Source organism: Sphingomonas sp. SFZ2018-12, from assembly GCF_022496715.1.
Taxonomy (GTDB): domain Bacteria; phylum Pseudomonadota; class Alphaproteobacteria; order Sphingomonadales; family Sphingomonadaceae; genus Sphingomonas.
On sequence record NZ_WTFM01000007.1, the window covers coordinates 16,563 to 34,332 of the forward strand.

Here is a 17,770-nt window from a genome sequence, read left to right on the forward strand (position 1 = left end):
GAAACCCGCCCCGGCAGCGATATCATTCTGTCACCCTGGCCATCGGAGCGCATCATGCGTCTGCTTCCCCTCACCGCGGTGCTGATCCTGGGCGGATGCGGTACCGATGCGGGCCCGCCCGCCGCCGACGCGGCCGTCGCGGCCTCCGAACTCGCGCCGACCGCCGCCCGGACGATCGGCCTGACCGCGGCTGACGGGGTGAAGGTGACGAGCCGGCTGCTCGAGGTGACCGACGCGCGCGGGCTGATCCTGCTGTTCCACCAGGCGGGGTCGAGCAAGGACGAATATGCGACCATCCAGCCGCACCTCGCCGAGCTGGGCTACAGCTCGCTGGCGATCGACCAGCGGTCGGGCGGCGACCTGTTCGGCCGCAACGAAACCGTGCGCGCGCTGGGCGGGACGCGCGACTATCTCGAGGCCCGCGCCGACCTCGACGCGGCGGTCGCCTGGGCGGATACGCGGCCGGGCGACGCGCCGGTGCTGCTTTGGGGCAGCAGCTACTCGGCCGCCCTCGTGTTTCTGGTCGCCGCCGATCATGCGGACAAGGTCGCGGGCGTGCTCGCATTCTCGCCCGGCGAGTATCTGGGGTCGCCCCGGCTGGTCCGGGATGCGGCGGCACGGGTCAAGGCACCGGTGTTCGTCACCGCGGCAAGCGACGCGGGCGAGCTCAAGGCGGCACGGGACATCGCCGCGGCGGTGCCCGGCGGTGCGACGCTGGCCGAGCCGAAAACCGGCGTGCATGGCAGCTCGACGCTGATCGCCGCGCGCAACGCCGCCGGCGCGCCGGCCAACTGGATGGCGGTCGAACGCTTCCTGGCGTCGATCCGGCGTTAGGCGTCGCGCAGCCGGGTGATCGTCGTGCCCGGCGTGATCACTTCGATATCCGTCCGAAGGTGCAACAGCCGCACGCCGCGCTCGGCCAGCGCGCGGTCGAGCGCGGGGGCGAAATCGGCGGTGCGGTCGACCGTCTCCGCCCAGCCGCCGAACGCGCGGGCGAGTGCGGCGAAGTCGGGGTTGCGCAATTCGGTGCCGCTGACCCGTACCGGATAGTCGCGCTCCTGATGCATGCGGATCGTGCCATAGCCGCCATTGTCGACGACGATGACGATCAGGTCGACGCCATGCTGGACCGCAGTCGCCAGTTCCTGCCCGTTCATCAGGAAATCGCCGTCGCCCGCCACCGCGACGACGGTCTTGTCCGGGCAACGGCGCGCGGCGGCGACGGCGGCGGGCACACCATAGCCCATCGCGCCGGCGGTCGGGGCAAGCTGGCTGCCATGGGGGCCGTAGCGCCAATAGCGATGCCACCAGCCGGAGAAATTGCCTGCGCCGTTGCAGATCACGGCGTCCACCGCCGCGATCCGCTCGCGCATTGCCAGCACGCATTGGCCAAGGTCCAGCGTTACACCGTCGCGGGGCGTGGGGGTGGTCCAGTCGAGATAGTCGGCCCGCGCCTGCGCGGCTGACGGGTGCGGTGTCGCAGGCGGCTCGGCGCGCGCCAGCATGTTCGCAGCTTCGAGCACATCGGCACAGATCGCGACATCGGCGCGATAGACGCGGTTCAGCTCCGCCGGATCGGGGTGGATGTGGATCAACGTCTGGCCGGGGTGATCGGGGGTGATCAGCGTGTAGCTGTCGGTGGTCGCCTCGCCCAGCCGGGCGCCGATCGCCAGCACGACATCGGCGGCCTTGATCCGCGCGACCAGCTTGGGGTTGGGGCCATAGCCGAGATTGCCTGCCCAGACCGGCGAGTCATTGGAAATCGCGTCCTGCCGCCGGAATGCCGCCGCCACCGGGATGCCCCAGCTGCGCGCGAAGCAGTCGAAGGCCGCGCCGGTCGCCGTGTCCCAGCCTGCCCCGCCGACGATCGCCACCGGACGCTCGGCCTTGCGCAACAGATCGAGCATTTCGGCGAAATTATCGGGGTCGGGGGCGATCGGATGCCGTTCGACTCGCGGCCGATCCACCGCCTCGACCACATCCTTCAGCATGTCTTCCGGCAGCGCGATCACCACCGGGCCGGGCCGGCCGCTGATCGCCACGCTGAACGCGCGCGCGACATATTCGGGGATGCGGCGCGCATCGTCGATCCTCAGCGCCAGCTTGGCCAGCGGGGCGAACATCGCAACGAAATCGACTTCCTGGAACCCCTCGCGGTCGCGCATCCCGCGATCGACATCGCCGATGAACAGGATCATCGGCTGCGAATCCTGCATCGCGACATGCACACCGATGCTGGCGTTGGTCGCCCCCGGCCCGCGGGTGACGAAGCATACGCCGGGCCGCCCGGTCAGCGCGCCGTCGGCGCACGCCATGAAGGCCGCCCCGCCCTCCTGGCGACAGGTGACGACGTCGATCGCCGGCACGTCGACCAGCGCGTCGAGGACGGCCAGAAAGCTCTCGCCCGGCACCTGAAAGATGCGATCGCAGCCCTGCGCGACCAGATTGTCGACCAGGATGCGGCCGCCGCTGCGTGGTTCAGTCATGCCCGGCTTGTTAGCGGGCAGCGGCTTCCCTGCAAAGCGGCGCCGCATCCTCCGGATCGTCGTCGGCCATCAGCCACGCTTCGGCCTCTGCGATACTGGTGAAATAACGCGCATCGCGCCGCTCGGCCGCGCGCAGCAGCTGCATCCGTGCGAGCGAGGAGGAAAAGACGAAGGCCAGCTTGCGCGACTGCTGGCTGCGATCGGCGAGCACCGATCCGAACGCCTGCACCATTTCCTGCGGCTGGATCTTCATCTCGCGCACATCGGCCAGCGTGACATGCTGGTTGGGACCACAGGTCAGCCGGCGATGCGCGGCGTTACGGGCGGCAACGAACCGCGCAATATCGTCCGGGCCGAAAAAGCCGGCCAGCTTCTGACGGACAAGGTTGCGCGACGGGTCGACGTCGATTTCGAATCTTGCGTCCATCGCGACTCGGTAGCAGCAATATTTTGCCAAATCGTAACCGACATGGCTCAGGCCTGATGGATCGCCTTGGTCACCTGATAGCTCGCCAGCCCCTCCGGCCCGCCTTCGCTGCCGAAGCCCGAATGCTTGATGCCCCCGAACGGCGCATCGGCGCTGCTGATCGCGAAATTGTTGATGCCCACCATGCCGGCCTCCAGCGCGTCGCCGAGCAGGTTGGCGCGCCGGCCATTTTCCGTGAAGGCGAAGGCGGCCAGGCCATAGGGCAGGCGGTTGGCCTGTTCGATCACCTCATCGAACGTTTCGAACGACCGGCTGACCGCGACCGGGCCGAACGGTTCGTTCGACATGATGTCGGCCTCGACCGGCACGTCGGCGAGCAGGGTCGGGCGGAAGAAAAAGCCGCCGTCACCGAACCGCTCCCCCCCGGCCAGAGTCCGCGCGCCCTTCGCCTGCGCATCCGCCACAAGCTTTTCCACGGCTTCCGGGCGGCGGATATTGGCGAGCGGCCCCATGCGATTGGCGGGGTCCGACCCGTCACCGACCGGCAGCCGCGCGGTGCGCTCCGCAAACCCCGCGAGGAACGCCTCGTAGATCGACGCCTCGACATAGAAGCGCGTCGGGCTGACGCACACCTGGCCGGCGTTCCTGAACTTTTGCGGCACGACCATGTCGAGCGTCTTTTCCAGGTCGCAATCGGCAAAGATCAGCACGGGCGCATGGCCGCCAAGCTCCATCGTCGTGCGCTTGACGCCGTCGGCGGCGAGCTTGAGCAGGTGCTGGCCGACCGGCACCGATCCGGTGAAGCTGACCTTGCGCACCACCGGCGAGGCGATCAGGTGGCGGCTGACCGTATCGGGCACCCCGAACACCAATTGCGCGGTGCCTTTGGGTAACCCCGCATCGTCGAGGCAGCGCAGGATCGCGCTGGTGCACGCCGGCGTTTCCTCCGGCGGCTTGGCAATCACCGAGCAACCGGCGGCGAGTGCCGGCGCGAGCTTTTTCGCCATCAGATAGACCGGGAAGTTCCATGGGCTGAGCGCCAAAGTCACGCCGACCGGCTGGGGAATGACGATCGACCGCTGGCCGGTCGGGCGCACCAGCACGCGGCCATAGGCGCGCTTGGCCTCCTCGGCATAGAAATCGAACATCTGCGCCGCGCCCATCACCTCGCCCTTCGCCTCGGCGATCGGCTTGCCCTGTTCGCGCGTCAGCAGTGCGGCGATTTGGTCGGCGCGCTCGCGCATCAGCGCCGCGGCCTTGTGCAGGATCGCGCCCCGCGCCTCGACATCGGTTGCCCGCCAGGGCGCGAACGCCCGGTCGGCGGCGTCGAGCGCCGCATCGAGGTCGCTGGACGAGGCGAGCGGCACCTCGGCGATCGCATCGCCGGTCGCGGGATTGACCACCGGCCGCGTGTCGCGCCCCTCGCCCGCCTGCCATGCCCCGGCGACGAACAGCTTCAGGTCGGCGTCATAGGCTTGGTCGGGCATGGTGCGTCCTTCGGCAGGCGGTGGGCTGGGCACCCCAGATAGGCCAAGCGCAATCGCGATGCGAGGGGGGCGGATGGACAGCGCCGGTGCGTCGGCCGCACCCCAAGCTGAAACGAGCGCATTCGGCCGATCGCCGGCCGCCCGCGCTCGCTTCGGCGCACCACCGCAAGGTTGCGTTAAAGCCGGACAGGCATCGCTTGACCGCGCGCGCCGGCCGCGCCTATCCGGCGGGCGCAATTGAGGGAGTCCGCGATGAACAAGCTCTATCCCGATGCCGAGGCCGCGCTCGCGGGGCTGTTGCGCGACGACATGCTGATCTGCGCCGGCGGCTTCGGACTTTGCGGCATTCCCGAACGGCTGATCGACGCGATCCAGGCGTCGGGGGTGAAGGGGCTGACCTTCGTCTCCAACAATGCCGGGATCGATGGCGAGGGGCTGGGCAAGCTGCTGCGCACGCGCCAGATCAAAAAGATGATCTCCAGCTATGTCGGCGAGAACAAGGAGTTCGAGCGGCAATATCTGTCGGGCGAGCTCGAGGTCGAATTCTGCCCCCAGGGCACGCTCGCCGAACGCTGCCGCGCGGGCGGCGCGGGCATCCCCGGCTTTTACACCCGCACCGGCGTCGGCACGAAAGTGGCCGAGGGCAAGGAAGTGAAGGTCTTCGACGGGCAGGAATATATCCTGGAGCGCGGCATCGTCGCCGACCTGTCGATCATCAAGGGGTGGAAGGCCGACGAAGCCGGCAACCTCGTCTTCCGCAAGACCGCGCGCAACTTCAACCAGCCGATGGCCACCGCCAGCCACCTGTGCGTCGCCGAAGTCGAGGAAGTCGTGCCGGTCGGCGCGCTTGATCCCGACGCGATCCACCTGCCCGGCATCTATGTGAAGCGGATGATCGTCGGCGCGCCCTATGACAAGAAGATCGAGTTCAGGACGGTGCGCCAGCGCGAGGCGGCGTGAGCTTGTGAAACCTCGGGAGGTGGACTAAGTAACTTAGTCATGGCAACCGTCACTGTCCACGAAGCGAAAACGCACATGTCGCGCCTGCTCGCCCGCGTCGAAGCGGGCGAGGAGATCATCATTGCGCGCGGCCGGGTGGAGATCGCGAAGCTGGTGCCGCTCAACCCGCCGCCGCCCGCGCGGCGCACGCCCGGGCGCTTCGCCGACCCGGGCGTCAAGGGCATCCTCGATCACGGCTTTTGGGATCCGCTGCCCGAGGATCATCTCGGCATGGCGATGCGTGATCGCCACACACCATGAGCCGCGGCTTCCTGCTCGATACCCATGCGTTGATCTGGTGGCTTGGCGAAGCGGAGCTTCTGACCATGACGTCGTTCGACGTGATCGCCGACCGGACGATCGACGTCTATGTCTCGCCGGTGTCCGCGATGGAGATCGCGACCAAGTTCCGCATCGGCAAGCTGCCATCGGCGGCGCCCTATGCCGGTCGTGTGGCGGAGATCGCGGTCGAAGAAGGCTTCGCGCTGCTGCCCCTCACGGCGGACCACGCCGATCTGGCGGGCGGCTTCATCTCCTCAAACAACGACCCGTGGGACCGGCTCCTGGCGGCGCAGGCCCGGCTCGAAAACCTCGCATTGATCAGCAACGATTCGAAAATGGCCGAGTTCGGTATTTCCCAATATTGGTAGGAGCGCGAGCAGATGAGCGAAGTGGTGGCGACAAAGGGCTGGACCCGTGACGACATGGCCGCGCGCGCCGCGCGTGAGCTGGAGGACGGTTATTACGTCAATCTGGGCATCGGCATCCCGACGCTGGTCGCCAACCACATTCCCGAGGGGTTGGAAGTCACGCTCCAGTCCGAAAACGGCATGCTCGGCATCGGCCCCTTCCCCTATGAGGACGAGGTCGATCCCGACCTGATCAATGCGGGCAAGCAGACGATCAGCGAGCTTGATTCCTCCTCTTATTTCTCGAGCAGCGACAGCTTCGCGATGATCCGCGGCGGGCATATCGACCTGACCGTGCTCGGCGCGATGGAGGTGAGCCAGGGCGGCGACATCGCCAACTGGATGATCCCGGGCAAGATGATCAAGGGCATGGGCGGCGCGATGGACCTGGTCGCCGGCGTCAAGCGCATCATCGTGGTCATGGAGCACAATGCCAAGGACGGCGGCGCGAAGTTCATCCCCGAATGCACGCTGCCCCTGACCGGCCGGAACGTCGTCGATATGATCATCACCGACCTGGCGGTGTTCGAGCGCCCCGACCATCAATCGCCCTTCCGCCTGATCGAGCTGGCCCCGGGCGTCACCGCCGACGAAGTCGCGGCCAGGACCACCGCGCAGTACGAGGTCGCCCTCACCCCGGCATGACCGCGCCCGCGCCTAGTCGGTCCGACTAGAGACGGACACGAGACGATATGGGATGCCTGCCCCCCTCGCGTATCGAGGAGTGGGTCCATGGTCGGTGCGATCGCAGCGCGTGAAGGTCAGTCCCTGTCGGCGTCGGCACCGCCGCCACCGCCGGCCATCCACCGCATCGCCCCCGGCGAGACCCTGTCGGCCATCGCCGCGCGCCATGGCACCGATGTCGCGACGCTGGCGGCGATCAACGGCATCCGCGATCCCGACCGCATCCGCGCCGGCGACGATCTGGTCCTGCCGGACGGGGCGGGTCGCAACCATGTCGTGCAACAGGGGGACACGCTGGGCGCGATCGCGCGACGCGCGGGCGTCGGCATCGACGGCCTGCTTGCCGCCAACCCGCAGATCGCCAATCCCGACCGCATCTATCCGGGCGACGTGCTGCGCATCCCGGTTGCCGAGCGTCCCGCTGCGGCCAGCCCCGCGCACGCCGGCGCCGTCGCACCCGTCGCCGGCACGACGCGCGTCGAAAACGGCACGCTGACGCTCAGCGCCGCCGATATCGTCGACCTCAAGAAGACGCTGCAGACCGAATGGGTGCAATCGGCGGGCGACGCGCAGGCGCATGGCATCATCGACACGATCCTCAATCGCACGGTGTCGGGGCGATGGGGCGACAGCGTCGCCGACGTCGTCAACGCCTATAACCAGTTTTCCGACATCAACGGGCCGGTGTCGCGCCGCGACGGTCGCAATTCGGTGGACGACATCCCGGCCAGCCGGATCAGCGCACGGGTCGACCAGCTGGTCGACAGCTATCTCGCCGAGCGCGCGGCGGGCCGCGCATCGTCGATCGGATCGCACCTCAACTACGCCAATCCCAATTATTCCAGCGCCAACAATTTGGGCTGGATCATGGCGCTGGACGGCCCGGTGCTGGGCCGTGGCGACGCGATCCACCGCCACGGCACGGTGCCCGAATTGCAGCGATACCGGCCTGGCGACTATGTGGTCGCCCTGCCCGGTGCCGCCGAACCCTCACCCCTTCGCAAGCCGCCCGGCGCGTTCGACGGCCGCCGCCTCGCCGCGGAGGCGGGTGTGGCGATCAAGGAACCGGGTGTCCGCATCGACCGGCTGGCATCCGAAATGGCACCGGCGATCCGTGCCGTGGCACAGGCCGCCGAACGGCTCGGCCTGCCGACGCCGGTCATCACCTCGGGCAATGACAGCCGCCACGGCACCGCATCGCTGCACTATTCGAACGAGGCGCTCGATTTCCGGGGCAACAATATCAGCGTGGCGCAGGGCCATGCCCTGCGTGACGAGGTGCAGCGGATCCTGGGCGACCGCTACGACGTTCTGTTTGAAACCTTTGCCAATGCGAGCAACAACCATCTGCATGTCGAATTCGACCCGGACTAGCCGCGTGATGGCACCTGGCCCCGTGCGGCCGGTCGGATGGGTTGCGGCGCTGTGCATGGCAGCCACCGCCTGCTCGGCCGGCGACGACGCCGGCGCGGCCCAGGCGCGCAAGCCCGCGGGCGCGCCTCACACGACGCCCGCCGCGGCCAAGCCCCCGGCCCCGGCGGGAACGTCACGCATCCTCGGCAAGCGCGACTTCGTGCTGCGCGGCGCACCGGCGTGCGACATCCGCTATGTCTATGCCGGCCACGATCCCGAAACGCTGTTCTGGGAAGAACCCTGCGCCTCGGTCACGGCGATGATGGTGACCCGGCCCGAGCTGGAAAAGCTGGGCCGATGGTCGCGGCTCGACAGTTTCGCACAGAAGTTCGTGACAGCGCTGCCGGGTGGCCAGGTACTCTATGTCGAAGGCGGCTTCAGCGCGTCGGTCTATCCGATCGGCACCACCGGCCAAGCCTATGAGGTGTCGGTCGCCGACTGACCCGATACCAACGGCCACGCAATCGCGACATGTTCCCGCTTTTCGGCGCGGCGTCGCGCGGGTAGGGACGCGGCCATGAACATCCTGCTGACCGGATCGTCGGGCTGGCTCGGCCGTTTTCTTGCCCCCCTGCTGCGCGCCGCAGGGCATCATGTCGTCGGGGTCGACGTCGCGCCCGGGGCGGATACGCAGGTGATCGGATCGGTCGCCGACCGCGCCGTCATCGACCGCGCCTTTGCCGACCATGCGATCGAGGCGGTGATCCATGCCGGCGGGCTGCACAAGCCCGATATCGCCCGCTATCCGGCGCAGGCGTTCATCGACGTGAACGTGACCGGCACGCTCAACCTGCTGGAGGCCGCCCGGGCCGCCGGGCACGACCGCTTCGTCTTCACCTCGACCACGTCGCTGATGATCTCCCGCGCCATCCGCGACGAAGCGGGCGATGCGGCGGTGTGGCTCGACGAAAGCTCGGGGCCCATCGAACCGCGCAACATCTATGGCGTGACCAAATACGCCGCGGAGCAATTGTGCCGCCTTGCCCATCTCGAACATGGCCTCAACGTCGTCGTGCTGCGCACCGGGCGCTTCTTTCCGGAGGATGACGACACGCATGGCGACCCGCCCGGCGAGAATCTGAAAGCCAACGAGTTCCTCAACCGCCGCCTGACTGTGGAGGATGCGGCACGCGCGCATGTCGCCGCGCTGGACGCCGCGCCGCTTGTCGGCTTTGGCACCTACATCGTCTCCGCGCCCACGCCCTTCGCGCGTGCCGATGCGACCGAATTGAAGCGCGACGCCGCCGCGGTGATCGCGCGGCATTTCCCTGACGCACCCGCGCTTTATGCCGCGCGCGGCTGGCGGCTGCCCGACACGATCGGGCGCGTCTATGATTCGGGTGCGATCCAGCGCGATCTCGGCTTTGGCTTCGACACCGATTTCGCCGCGGTGCTGGCGGCGCTGCGTAACGGGGCGCGACTGCCCTTCGCGCACGACCCGCGCTATGTCAGCCCCAAGGAGCGCCCGCTCGCCCCGCAAGAATGATGCGCCCGCGCTTGCACGCGCGCAGCAAATGGTTAAGGCGCGGCGCATGGCCAGCCGTCCGCTCACCCTTTACGAGAAAATCTGGGCCGATCATGTCGTCGAACGGCGCGATGACGGCACCTGCCTGATCTATATCGACCGGCATCTGGTGCACGAAGTCACCAGCCCCCAGGCGTTCGAGGGGTTGCGCAGCGCCGGACGGCCGGTCCGCCGCCCCGACCTGACGCTGGCGGTACCCGACCATAATCTGCCGACCACCGCGCGCGTCGATGCCGCCGGCCAGCCGATCCCGATCGCCGACGCGGCCAGCCGCGAGCAGCTCGCGGCACTCCGCCGCAATGCGCCCGAATTCGGCATCCGCTATATCGACGCAACCGCGCGCGAGCAGGGCATCGTCCATGTCGTCGGCCCCGAACAGGGCTTCACGCTGCCCGGCACCACGCTCGTCTGCGGCGACAGCCACACCGCCGCGCACGGTGCGCTGGGCGCGCTCGCCTTCGGCATCGGGACGAGCGAGGTCGAGCATGTGCTCGCCACCCAGACGCTGCTGCTCAGCCAGTCGCGGACGATGGAAGTCTGCGTCGACGGCACGCTCGGCTTCGGCGTCACCGCCAAGGACGTCATCCTGACGATCATCGGCCGCATCGGCGCGGCGGGCGGCACCGGCCATGTCATCGAATATACCGGCGAGGTGATCCGCGACCTGTCGATCGAGGGGCGGCTGACCATCGCCAACATGTCGATCGAGGGGGGCGCGCGCGCCGGGCTGATCGCGCCCGATGACAAGACCTTCGCCTATCTGAAGGGCCGCCCGCTCGCCCCGACCGGCGATGACTGGGACCGCGCGGTCGCCTATTGGCGCACGCTGCCGACCGATGCGGGTGCGCGGTATGACCGCACGGTGCACATCGACGCGAGCGACATCGCGCCGGCGCTGACCTGGGGCACGAGTCCGGAGGATGTCGTGCCGATCACCGGCGCGGTGCCCGATCCCGACAGCTTCGCCGATCCCGCCAAGCGCGAGGCGGCGCGCAAGTCGCTCGCCTATATGGGGCTGACGCCGGGCACGCGGATGCAGGACATCGCGGTCGAGCACATCTTCATCGGCAGCTGCACCAACAGCCGGATCGAGGATCTGCGCGCCGCCGCCGCGGTGTTGCGCGGGCGGCGCGTCGCCGACGGCATCCGCCAGGCGCTGGTCGTGCCGGGATCCGGGCTGGTCAAGCATCAGGCCGAGGCCGAGGGGCTCGATCGCATCTTTACCGATGCGGGCTTTGAATGGCGCGAGCCGGGATGTTCGATGTGCCTGGGCATGAACCCGGACAAGGTGCCGCCGGGCGAAAGATGCGCTTCCACCTCGAATCGCAATTTCGTAGGACGGCAGGGGCCGGGCGCGCGAACCCATCTGGTTTCGCCCGTGATGGCCGCGGCGGCGGCGGTGACAGGCCGGCTGACCGATGTGCGCGACCTGGCTCGCGCGGGTGAAGGGGAGTGAAGGCATGAAACGGGTCATGGTGCTGCTGTTCGCGGGCACGATCATCAGCGGGCTGGCGGCGGCCTATGCCGGCTATGCCGGGACGGTGAAGCGTGGCGAGGTGCGCCAAGCGGAGCGGGCGGAGGGTGAGCGCGCTGAGCTGTGAAGCGCTTTCCGCCCGCTTTCGGAAAGGCGGCATTTAGTCGCTGGTTTACGCAATTTCCCTACCCCCGCTCATCCTGAGAGACTGATTTGGAAAGTGCGTTTGATCGAGGAACGAGCTGCAATTTTCTCGTCACCCCGGCCTTGAGCCGGGGTCCCGCTGCCTGATCCGGCGCGAGAAGAAGCGGGACCCCGGGTCAAGCCCGGGGTGACGAAAAGTAAAGGGCTAGGTTTTGCAACGACGCCTATTCCCGGTCAGCCTCTGAGTAGGGGATGAGTGGGTGGGTTTGATTGAAACAAGGCCTGGCTTCCACCGGCACCCAAGGAGAATGACCATGCGGCATTTCGCGACTTCCACGCTCGGCGCCATTGCTGCACTCGCGCTTGCCGCGCCGCTGGTCGGCCAGTCGACGGCACCCGCCGCCCCCGCCCCGGTCAAATTGTGGCGGCTCGATTGCGGCAGCGTCGTCGCCAACAATCTCAACGTCTTTTCCGATACCCAGGCCTATACCGGCCAGTCGAAGCGGCTGACGTCGAGCTGCTATCTGATCCAGCATGGCGCCGACTATCTGCTGTGGGACACCGGCCTGCCCGCGGCGCTCAAGGGCGCGGCGATCGACCCCAAGGCACCGATCGCCGCCACCGTGACCAAAACGGTGGTCGAGCAGCTTGCCGAGCTTGGCGTGCAGCCGGACGCGGTGAAGATGGTCGGCATCAGCCATTATCACTATGACCATATCGGCCAGGCGGGCAGCTTCCCCGCCGCGACGCTGCTGATCGGCAAGGGCGATTTCGATGCGCTGAAGGCCGGTGCGCCCGGCACCAACCCCGCCCCCGTCGCCAACTGGATCAGCGGCACCGGCAAGGCCGAGCCGATCAGCGGCGACAAGGACGTGTTCGGCGACGGCAGCGTCGTCATGCTCAACCTGCCGGGCCACACGCCGGGCCATCACGGATTGCTGGTGCGCCTCGCCGGCGGCAAGCGGTTCCTGCTGACCGGCGACCTCAGCCATTTCCAGGAAAATTACGACAGCGACGGCGTGCCCACCTTCAACACCGACCGCGCCGATACGCTCGCCTCGATCCACCGGTTCAAGGCGATGGCGAAGAACCTGAAGGCCACCGTCATCATCCAGCACGAGCCCGCCGACATCGCCAAGCTGCCCGCCTTCCCCCGGGCGGCCGAGTGATGGAGCCGGTCCGCACCGTCGCCGGGCGCGCCTATCCCTGGGGCGCGAGCAATGTCGACACCGACGTCATCATCCCTGCCGAATGGCTGAAGACGATTACCCGGTCGGGCCTGGCCAGGGGCGCGTTCCAGACCGTGCGCGCGGAACCGGGTAACGTCTTCGATGAGCCCGAATATGCCGGCGCGCCGATCCTGATCGCGGGGGACAATTTCGGCTGCGGCTCCAGCCGCGAGCACGCCGCCTGGGCATTGAACGACATGGGCGTGCGCGCGGTGATCGCGCCCAGCTTTTCCGACATCTTTGCCGGCAACGCCTTCAAGAACGGGATCGTCACCGTCGCCTTGCCCCAGGAAGCGATCGACCGGCTGATCGAGGTCGCCCGTACCCAGCCGATCACTGTCGATCTGGAGACGATGACCGTCACCACGCCCTTTCAGGACCGCTTCGCCTTCACCCTCGACCCGTTTCGCCGCCAATGCCTGATGGAAGGGCTGGACGAAATCGCGCTGACCCTGTCAAAGGATACCGCGATTTCGAAATATGAATCCGCGGTCGCCGATGCACGCCCGTGGATCGGCAGGAGAGGCGGACATGCGGGCATTGTTGTCGAAGGCACCGGGCGGACCTGAAACCCTGGAACTGGCCGAGCTGCCCGATCCGGTCGCGGGCGCGGGGCAAGTGGTGGTCGATGTCCGCGCCTGTGCGATCAACTATCCCGACGTCCTGATCATCGAGGACAAATACCAGTTCAAGCCGCCCCGCCCCTTTGCACCGGGCAGCGAGATTGCGGGCGTCGTCTCGTTAGTCGGCGAGGGCGTGACCGGCTGGGCGGTCGGCGACCGGGTGATCTCAACCGTCGGCCATGGCGGGCTGGTCGAGCGCATGGCGATCGACGCAAGCCGCCTCTATCGCCTGCCCGATGATCGCGGTTTCGAGGACGGCGCGGCGCTGCTCCTCACCTATGCGACCACCATCCACGCCTTGCTCGACCGCGGGCATCTGAAGGCAGGCGACACGTTGCTGGTGCTCGGCGCAGCGGGCGGTGTCGGGCTGGCGGCGGTGGAGCTGGGCAAGGCATTCGGCGCACGCGTCGTCGCGGCGGTGTCGAGCGAGGCCAAGGCCGAGGCCGCGCGTGCGGCCGGCGCGGACGAGGTCATCGTCTATGCCCGCGCGCCGTTTGACAAGGACCAGTCAAAGGCGCTTGCCGATCAGTTCAAGGCCGCGACCGGTCCCGGCGGCGCGAACGTCATCTATGACCCGGTCGGCGGCGACTATGCCGAACCCGCGCTGCGTTCGATCGCGTGGGAGGGACGCTATCTGGTCATCGGCTTCCCCGCCGGCATCCCGCGACTGCCGCTCAACCTGACGCTGCTCAAGAGCTGCGATGTCTGCGGCGTGTTCTGGGGCGCGTTCGCCGCGCGCGATCCCGCCGCCAACCAGGCGCATGTCGACCATCTGTTCCGCCTGTGGGCGGAAGGGCGGATCAGTCCGCGCGTGACCGAGGTATTCGACTTCGCCGAGGGCGGCCGGGCAATCGCGAAAATGGCGTCGCGCGACGCGATCGGCAAGCTGGTGGTCCGCGTCGGCGGCTGAGGCGTGGTCTAAAGTCCTCGCCATTTCAATGATTTTACCGTCACCCCGGCCTTGCGCCGGGGTCCCGCTGCCTGATCCGGCGCGAGAAACAGCGGGACCCCGGGTCAGGCCCGGGGTGACGAAAAGCGCGGGTCACCCTCTAACCACCCACGCGCCGTTGCGCTTCTCCGGCACGGTGCCTATTTCCGGGGCGGAACATCCATCATGGGGCGCTGCTGACCGATGACCACTTTTGACGACCGCGAACGGGCTTTCGAGGCGAAATTCGCCCGCGACGAGGAGATGCTGTTCCGCGTGCACGCGCGGCGCAACCGCCTGGTCGGGCAATGGGCCGCGCAGCAGATGAAGCTGACGCGCGAGGAAGCCGAAGCCTATGCGACCGCGGTCGTCCAGGCCGATTTCGAGGAAGCCGGCGACGAGGATGTGGTGCGCAAGCTGATCGCCGACCTGACCGCCGCCGGCGTCGCGATCGACGATGCGACGGTGCGCGCGGCACTGGCCGACATGGAGGTCGAAGCCCGCCGCCAGCTGATGGAAGCCAAATAGCCATGCCGATGGCGGCCGCAGAGATCGAGGCGCTGATCGTCGCGGGCATTCCCGATGCTCGGGTCGAGATCACCGACCTTGCCGGCGACGGCGATCATTATGCCGCGCGCGTCGTCAGCGAAACCTTTCGGGGGCTGCCCCGGATCAAGCAGCACCAGGCCGTCTATGCGGCGCTGGGCGGGCGGATGGGCGGCGTGCTGCACGCGCTGCAACTGACCACCGCCGCGCCGGTACAGGAGTGAAGTGACATGACCGACGACGCACAGGCCCGGATCGACGGGATCGTGAAGACCAATGACGTAGTGCTGTTCATGAAGGGCAGCCCGCTATTTCCCCAGTGCGGCTTTTCCAGCCGCGCGGTCGCCATCCTCCAGCATCTCGACACGCCGTTTGAAAGCGTCGACGTGCTCCAGGATCAGGGCATCCGCCAGGGGATCAAGGAATATTCCGACTGGCCGACCATCCCCCAGCTCTATGTGAAGGGCGAGTTCGTCGGCGGCTCCGACATCATGATGGAAATGTACGAATCGGGCGAGCTCGCCGAGCTGCTCGGCGCGAAGGCGCAGGGCTGAACGTACCCGCCTGCTCCGGCGGGCGCTTGATCGTCGAATGAAGCGGGATGGCGGGCCGATACGGAGATCGGGGGGGCATCGGCCCGCCGGATTGAAGCCGTCCTTGCGCTCGGCTGTCCCCCTGTCCCGCACCATCCGTGCCAATTGGCACGAATGACGGCCAGATGCGGTTTGCGATCGTTAACGCCCCTCCCGGCCGTGCCCCGGCTGTAAAACCCACCGACAGCGCCTCCCGAACCGCCGCGACTGATCCCCGGCCCCGCCGTCAGTCGCCATCCGGTCATTTCCCGACCGTTTCGTTCATTCGCGGTTCAGCCGGTTGACTACAGATGTAATCAATACGATTACGGCTGTGGTCGACAGGCCGCGAGTCGATTGGCCGGATGGGGTGAAACGAACAGATGACGCAGGAACGGATCAGCGACGCCGAACATAGCGTGATGGAGGTGTTGTGGGACGAAAGTCCGCTCACCGCCCAGGATGTCGTCGACCGCGTCGCGCCTGCGCGCGACTGGACCGCCAACACGGTGAAGACGCTGCTCGGCCGGCTGTTGTCCAAGGGCGTGATCGCGCATGAGGCCGACGGTCGCCGCTACCTCTATCGCCCGCTGGTTGCGCGGGAGGATTATGTCGAGGGCGAATCGCGCCGCTTCATTGACCGGCTGTTCGGCGGCCGGCTGACCCCGCTGGTCGCGCACCTCGCCGAGCGCGACGCGCTGACCGACCAGGACATTGCCGAGATCGAGGCCCTGCTGAAGGAGCTGAAACAATGATCGCGTGGATCGTCGAGGCGCTGATCGCCTCCAGCCTGCTGATGCTGCTCGTCCTCGTGCTGCGCGATCCGGTGCGCCGCGCCTTCGGCCCTTCGGTCGCCTATGCGCTGTGGGCGCTGCCGGTGCTGCGGCTGTTCCTGCCGCCCCTGCCCGGCGACTGGCGGCTCAGCCAGCTGATCGCGCCGGCGGTCAGCGGCATGAGCGACGGCGGCGTCGCGGTCGGCGTGCTCAATCCCGCGCATCTGTCGCTGGAGCTCGCCCGCCAGTCGATCTTGGACGCGAAGATCGTGATGGCCCACGGCCCAGTCGAGATCGCGGTGCTGCCCCCCGTCGCCACGCCGCACGGGCCGAGCATCGCAGTCCTGGTCGGTGCGCTCTGGCTGGTCGGCGCAGTCGCGTTTCTCGCCTATCATCTCGTCTCGCACAGCCGCTTCTGCGCGCGGGTCCATGCCCAGGCGCGGCGCAAGCGCCTGGTCGCCGACGGACGGGTGACGGTGATCGAGACCGCGGCGACCAGCGGCCCGCTCGCCTTCGGCATCTGGCGCAAATATGTCGCCTTTCCGCGCGACTTCGCCGAGCGTTACGATCCGGTCGAGCGCAACCTGGCGCTGGCGCACGAGCTGACCCACCACCAGCGCGGCGACCTCGTCGCCAACTGGGTGGCGCTGGCGATGCTCGCGCTCCACTGGTTCAATCCGCTGGCCTGGCGCGCGTTCAAGGCGTTCCGCGCCGATCAGGAAATGGCCTGCGACGCCTATGTCCTGGCCGGCCGCGCGCCCGACCTGCGCCACGCCTATGGCCGCGCGATCGTCAAATCAGCGCATGGCGGCGCGGTGTCGGCTGCCTGCCACCTCCATACCATAAACGACATCAAAGGGAGACTGAAGATGCTGACAAAGCACAGGAAGATGACTCGCGGCCAGCTGGTGGGCGGCACGCTCAGCCTGACGACGCTGGCGATGGCCGGGCTGTTCGTCACCGCGTCCGGCACCGCCGCGGCCGAGCGGGTCCGCGAGCGGGTGAGCGCCACGATCGGCGCCGATCTGACGCGGCTGTCGGCGGTCGCGCTGCAGTCCGCCCCGCCGGCTCCGCCCGCCCCGGCGGCCGCGCCCGAAGCAACCGAGGCACCCGAAGCGCCCGAGGCCCCGGAAGCCCCGGAGAAGATCAAGAAGATCGAGCGCCGCTTCGTCGTGGTCCGCACGCCCGAGGGCGAGGAGCATACGACGTTCATGACCATGGACGGGAAGGACATCGCCGAACTGCGCAAGCTGGCGGACTCGGCGGCGCTGAAGGCCGTCGATGCCGAACGGCTCGCCCGGGAAGTGGAACGGAACCTGCCCGAGATCGTCGAACGCGATTGCGGCAAGGGCAAGGCCCCGGTCATCCACCTGCAAACCGGTGAGGGCGGCGCCAAGAAGCCCGCGACGATCATCTGCAAGGATCGGATCGAGTGGATGGCGAAGGATGCCGCCGGCAAGGCCGAGCGCACCCGCGTCTTCGCGCTTAATTCGGCGCGCATGGGCATCCAGAGCGCGATGTGGGGCCTGAAGCATGCGCGCAACACCATCGAACATCAGTCCGAGCTCAGCGAGGAACAGCGGCGCGAGGCGCTGGCCGGCATCGATCAGGCACTGAAGGAGCTTCAGGTCGAGAAGATCGACGGCGACGAGGACTGATCGACACGCTTTCCGCCTCCCCTGGGGAGGGGACAGCGCGGCGGCGGGGCACCCCATGGCCCGCTGTCGTCGCAACCGGGGCCGGCTCCATCTTCCTTCGTGCGCGGAGCCGG

General features: G+C 68.0%; 21 protein-coding genes. 18 read left to right on the top strand and 3 right to left on the bottom strand.

What is annotated here, in order from left to right; genetic code table 11:
• Positions 1–54 precede the first annotated feature (54 nt).
• Complete coding sequence (locus GO308_RS17000) at positions 55–834, top strand: alpha/beta fold hydrolase (RefSeq protein ID WP_240886259.1); 780 nt, start codon at positions 55–57, stop codon at positions 832–834.
• Here the strand turns inward: GO308_RS17000 and GO308_RS17005 are convergent.
• The 3 genes from GO308_RS17005 to GO308_RS17015 are packed head-to-tail and all read right to left on the bottom strand — an operon-like array spanning position 831 to position 4,400.
• Complete coding sequence (locus tag GO308_RS17005) at positions 831–2,486, bottom strand: thiamine pyrophosphate-binding protein (protein WP_240886260.1); 1,656 nt, start codon at positions 2,484–2,486, stop codon at positions 831–833. The two genes, GO308_RS17000 and GO308_RS17005, sit on opposite strands and share 4 nt — an antisense overlap.
• 10 nt (positions 2,487–2,496) lie before the next feature.
• Entirely contained in the window at positions 2,497–2,913 is a 417-nt protein-coding gene (locus GO308_RS17010; protein WP_066482059.1) for a hypothetical protein, read from the bottom strand.
• 47 nt (positions 2,914–2,960) lie between these two features.
• Positions 2,961–4,400, bottom strand: coding sequence for an NAD-dependent succinate-semialdehyde dehydrogenase (locus tag GO308_RS17015; RefSeq protein WP_066546934.1), 1,440 nt, complete (start codon positions 4,398–4,400; stop codon positions 2,961–2,963).
• A gap of 252 nt (positions 4,401–4,652) precedes the next feature.
• On the opposite strand from GO308_RS17015, the gene GO308_RS17020 reads away from it, so the two are divergent.
• From GO308_RS17020 to GO308_RS17100, 17 genes are all read left to right on the top strand, one after another.
• Positions 4,653–5,360 carry a CoA transferase subunit A gene (locus tag GO308_RS17020; RefSeq protein WP_240886261.1) on the top strand — a complete coding sequence of 236 codons (708 nt, stop codon included), beginning with the start codon at positions 4,653–4,655 and terminating at the stop codon, positions 5,358–5,360.
• A 39-nt stretch (positions 5,361–5,399) separates the two neighbouring features.
• On the top strand, positions 5,400–5,660 hold the full coding sequence (locus tag GO308_RS17025; protein ID WP_276616651.1) for a type II toxin-antitoxin system prevent-host-death family antitoxin: 261 nt from the start codon (positions 5,400–5,402) through the stop codon (positions 5,658–5,660).
• Complete coding sequence (locus GO308_RS17030) at positions 5,657–6,049, top strand: type II toxin-antitoxin system VapC family toxin (protein ID WP_240886263.1); 393 nt, start codon at positions 5,657–5,659, stop codon at positions 6,047–6,049. The genes GO308_RS17025 and GO308_RS17030 overlap by 4 nt, the downstream gene beginning before the upstream one ends.
• Positions 6,050–6,061: 12 nt before the next feature.
• Complete coding sequence (locus GO308_RS17035; RefSeq protein ID WP_066482065.1) at positions 6,062–6,733, top strand: 3-oxoacid CoA-transferase subunit B; 672 nt, start codon at positions 6,062–6,064, stop codon at positions 6,731–6,733.
• A gap of 87 nt (positions 6,734–6,820) precedes the next feature.
• Positions 6,821–8,146 (top strand): LysM peptidoglycan-binding domain-containing protein, encoded by a 1,326-nt coding sequence (locus GO308_RS17040; RefSeq protein ID WP_240886264.1) that lies wholly within the window; start codon positions 6,821–6,823, stop codon positions 8,144–8,146.
• A 7-nt stretch (positions 8,147–8,153) separates the two neighbouring features.
• Positions 8,154–8,627, top strand: coding sequence for a hypothetical protein (locus GO308_RS17045; protein ID WP_240886265.1), 474 nt, complete (start codon positions 8,154–8,156; stop codon positions 8,625–8,627).
• A 75-nt stretch (positions 8,628–8,702) separates the two neighbouring features.
• Entirely contained in the window at positions 8,703–9,671 is a 969-nt protein-coding gene (locus tag GO308_RS17050; protein ID WP_240886266.1) for an NAD(P)-dependent oxidoreductase, read from the top strand.
• Positions 9,672–9,717: 46 nt separating this feature from the next.
• Entirely contained in the window at positions 9,718–11,166 is a 1,449-nt protein-coding gene (gene leuC, locus GO308_RS17055) for a 3-isopropylmalate dehydratase large subunit (protein ID WP_240886267.1), read from the top strand.
• Positions 11,167–11,170: 4 nt separating this feature from the next.
• A complete protein-coding gene (locus GO308_RS17060) occupies positions 11,171–11,311 on the top strand; it encodes a hypothetical protein (protein ID WP_240886268.1) in 141 nt (46 codons plus the stop codon).
• A 331-nt stretch (positions 11,312–11,642) separates the two neighbouring features.
• Positions 11,643–12,497 (top strand): N-acyl homoserine lactonase family protein, encoded by an 855-nt coding sequence (locus GO308_RS17065; RefSeq protein ID WP_240886269.1) that lies wholly within the window; start codon positions 11,643–11,645, stop codon positions 12,495–12,497.
• Complete coding sequence (leuD, locus tag GO308_RS17070) at positions 12,497–13,126, top strand: 3-isopropylmalate dehydratase small subunit (RefSeq protein WP_240886270.1); 630 nt, start codon at positions 12,497–12,499, stop codon at positions 13,124–13,126. Before GO308_RS17065 ends, leuD begins: the two co-directional genes overlap by 1 nt.
• Positions 13,089–14,090 (top strand): NADPH:quinone oxidoreductase family protein, encoded by a 1,002-nt coding sequence (locus GO308_RS17075; RefSeq protein WP_240886271.1) that lies wholly within the window; start codon positions 13,089–13,091, stop codon positions 14,088–14,090. The genes leuD and GO308_RS17075 overlap by 38 nt, the downstream gene beginning before the upstream one ends.
• Positions 14,091–14,312: 222 nt before the next feature.
• On the top strand, positions 14,313–14,636 hold the full coding sequence (locus tag GO308_RS17080) for a DUF1476 domain-containing protein (protein ID WP_066482085.1): 324 nt from the start codon (positions 14,313–14,315) through the stop codon (positions 14,634–14,636).
• Positions 14,637–14,638: 2 nt separating this feature from the next.
• A complete protein-coding gene (locus tag GO308_RS17085; RefSeq protein ID WP_066482089.1) occupies positions 14,639–14,878 on the top strand; it encodes a BolA family transcriptional regulator in 240 nt (79 codons plus the stop codon).
• Between the two features lie 6 nt (positions 14,879–14,884).
• Positions 14,885–15,208 carry a Grx4 family monothiol glutaredoxin gene (gene grxD / locus GO308_RS17090; protein ID WP_066482097.1) on the top strand — a complete coding sequence of 108 codons (324 nt, stop codon included), beginning with the start codon at positions 14,885–14,887 and terminating at the stop codon, positions 15,206–15,208.
• 401 nt (positions 15,209–15,609) lie between these two features.
• Positions 15,610–15,981 carry a BlaI/MecI/CopY family transcriptional regulator gene (locus GO308_RS17095; RefSeq protein ID WP_066482100.1) on the top strand — a complete coding sequence of 124 codons (372 nt, stop codon included), beginning with the start codon at positions 15,610–15,612 and terminating at the stop codon, positions 15,979–15,981.
• Complete coding sequence (locus GO308_RS17100) at positions 15,978–17,657, top strand: M56 family metallopeptidase (protein WP_240886272.1); 1,680 nt, start codon at positions 15,978–15,980, stop codon at positions 17,655–17,657. The genes GO308_RS17095 and GO308_RS17100 overlap by 4 nt, the downstream gene beginning before the upstream one ends.
• The last annotated feature ends 113 nt before the right edge of the window (positions 17,658–17,770 follow it).

Bases quoted from the DNA above. Each gene is read 5' to 3' on its own strand.
- leuC (WP_240886267.1), top strand. From the start codon at position 9,718: ATGGCCAGCCGTCCGCTCACCCTTTACGAGAAAATCTGGGCCGATCAT.
- GO308_RS17040 (WP_240886264.1), top strand. From the start codon at position 6,821: ATGGTCGGTGCGATCGCAGCGCGTGAAGGTCAGTCCCTGTCGGCGTCG.
- GO308_RS17020 (WP_240886261.1), top strand. From the start codon at position 4,653: ATGAACAAGCTCTATCCCGATGCCGAGGCCGCGCTCGCGGGGCTGTTG.
- GO308_RS17030 (WP_240886263.1), top strand. From the start codon at position 5,657: ATGAGCCGCGGCTTCCTGCTCGATACCCATGCGTTGATCTGGTGGCTT.
- grxD (WP_066482097.1), top strand. From the start codon at position 14,885: ATGACCGACGACGCACAGGCCCGGATCGACGGGATCGTGAAGACCAAT.
- GO308_RS17025 (WP_276616651.1), top strand. From the start codon at position 5,400: ATGGCAACCGTCACTGTCCACGAAGCGAAAACGCACATGTCGCGCCTG.
- leuD (WP_240886270.1), top strand. From the start codon at position 12,497: ATGGAGCCGGTCCGCACCGTCGCCGGGCGCGCCTATCCCTGGGGCGCG.
- GO308_RS17005 (WP_240886260.1), bottom strand. From the start codon at position 2,486: ATGACTGAACCACGCAGCGGCGGCCGCATCCTGGTCGACAATCTGGTC.
- GO308_RS17050 (WP_240886266.1), top strand. From the start codon at position 8,703: ATGAACATCCTGCTGACCGGATCGTCGGGCTGGCTCGGCCGTTTTCTT.
- GO308_RS17010 (WP_066482059.1), bottom strand. From the start codon at position 2,913: ATGGACGCAAGATTCGAAATCGACGTCGACCCGTCGCGCAACCTTGTC.
- GO308_RS17085 (WP_066482089.1), top strand. From the start codon at position 14,639: ATGCCGATGGCGGCCGCAGAGATCGAGGCGCTGATCGTCGCGGGCATT.
- GO308_RS17075 (WP_240886271.1), top strand. From the start codon at position 13,089: ATGCGGGCATTGTTGTCGAAGGCACCGGGCGGACCTGAAACCCTGGAA.
- GO308_RS17035 (WP_066482065.1), top strand. From the start codon at position 6,062: ATGAGCGAAGTGGTGGCGACAAAGGGCTGGACCCGTGACGACATGGCC.
- GO308_RS17100 (WP_240886272.1), top strand. From the start codon at position 15,978: ATGATCGCGTGGATCGTCGAGGCGCTGATCGCCTCCAGCCTGCTGATG.
- GO308_RS17000 (WP_240886259.1), top strand. From the start codon at position 55: ATGCGTCTGCTTCCCCTCACCGCGGTGCTGATCCTGGGCGGATGCGGT.
- GO308_RS17045 (WP_240886265.1), top strand. From the start codon at position 8,154: ATGGCACCTGGCCCCGTGCGGCCGGTCGGATGGGTTGCGGCGCTGTGC.
- GO308_RS17065 (WP_240886269.1), top strand. From the start codon at position 11,643: ATGCGGCATTTCGCGACTTCCACGCTCGGCGCCATTGCTGCACTCGCG.
- GO308_RS17095 (WP_066482100.1), top strand. From the start codon at position 15,610: ATGACGCAGGAACGGATCAGCGACGCCGAACATAGCGTGATGGAGGTG.
- GO308_RS17080 (WP_066482085.1), top strand. From the start codon at position 14,313: ATGACCACTTTTGACGACCGCGAACGGGCTTTCGAGGCGAAATTCGCC.
- GO308_RS17060 (WP_240886268.1), top strand. From the start codon at position 11,171: ATGAAACGGGTCATGGTGCTGCTGTTCGCGGGCACGATCATCAGCGGG.
- GO308_RS17015 (WP_066546934.1), bottom strand. From the start codon at position 4,400: ATGCCCGACCAAGCCTATGACGCCGACCTGAAGCTGTTCGTCGCCGGG.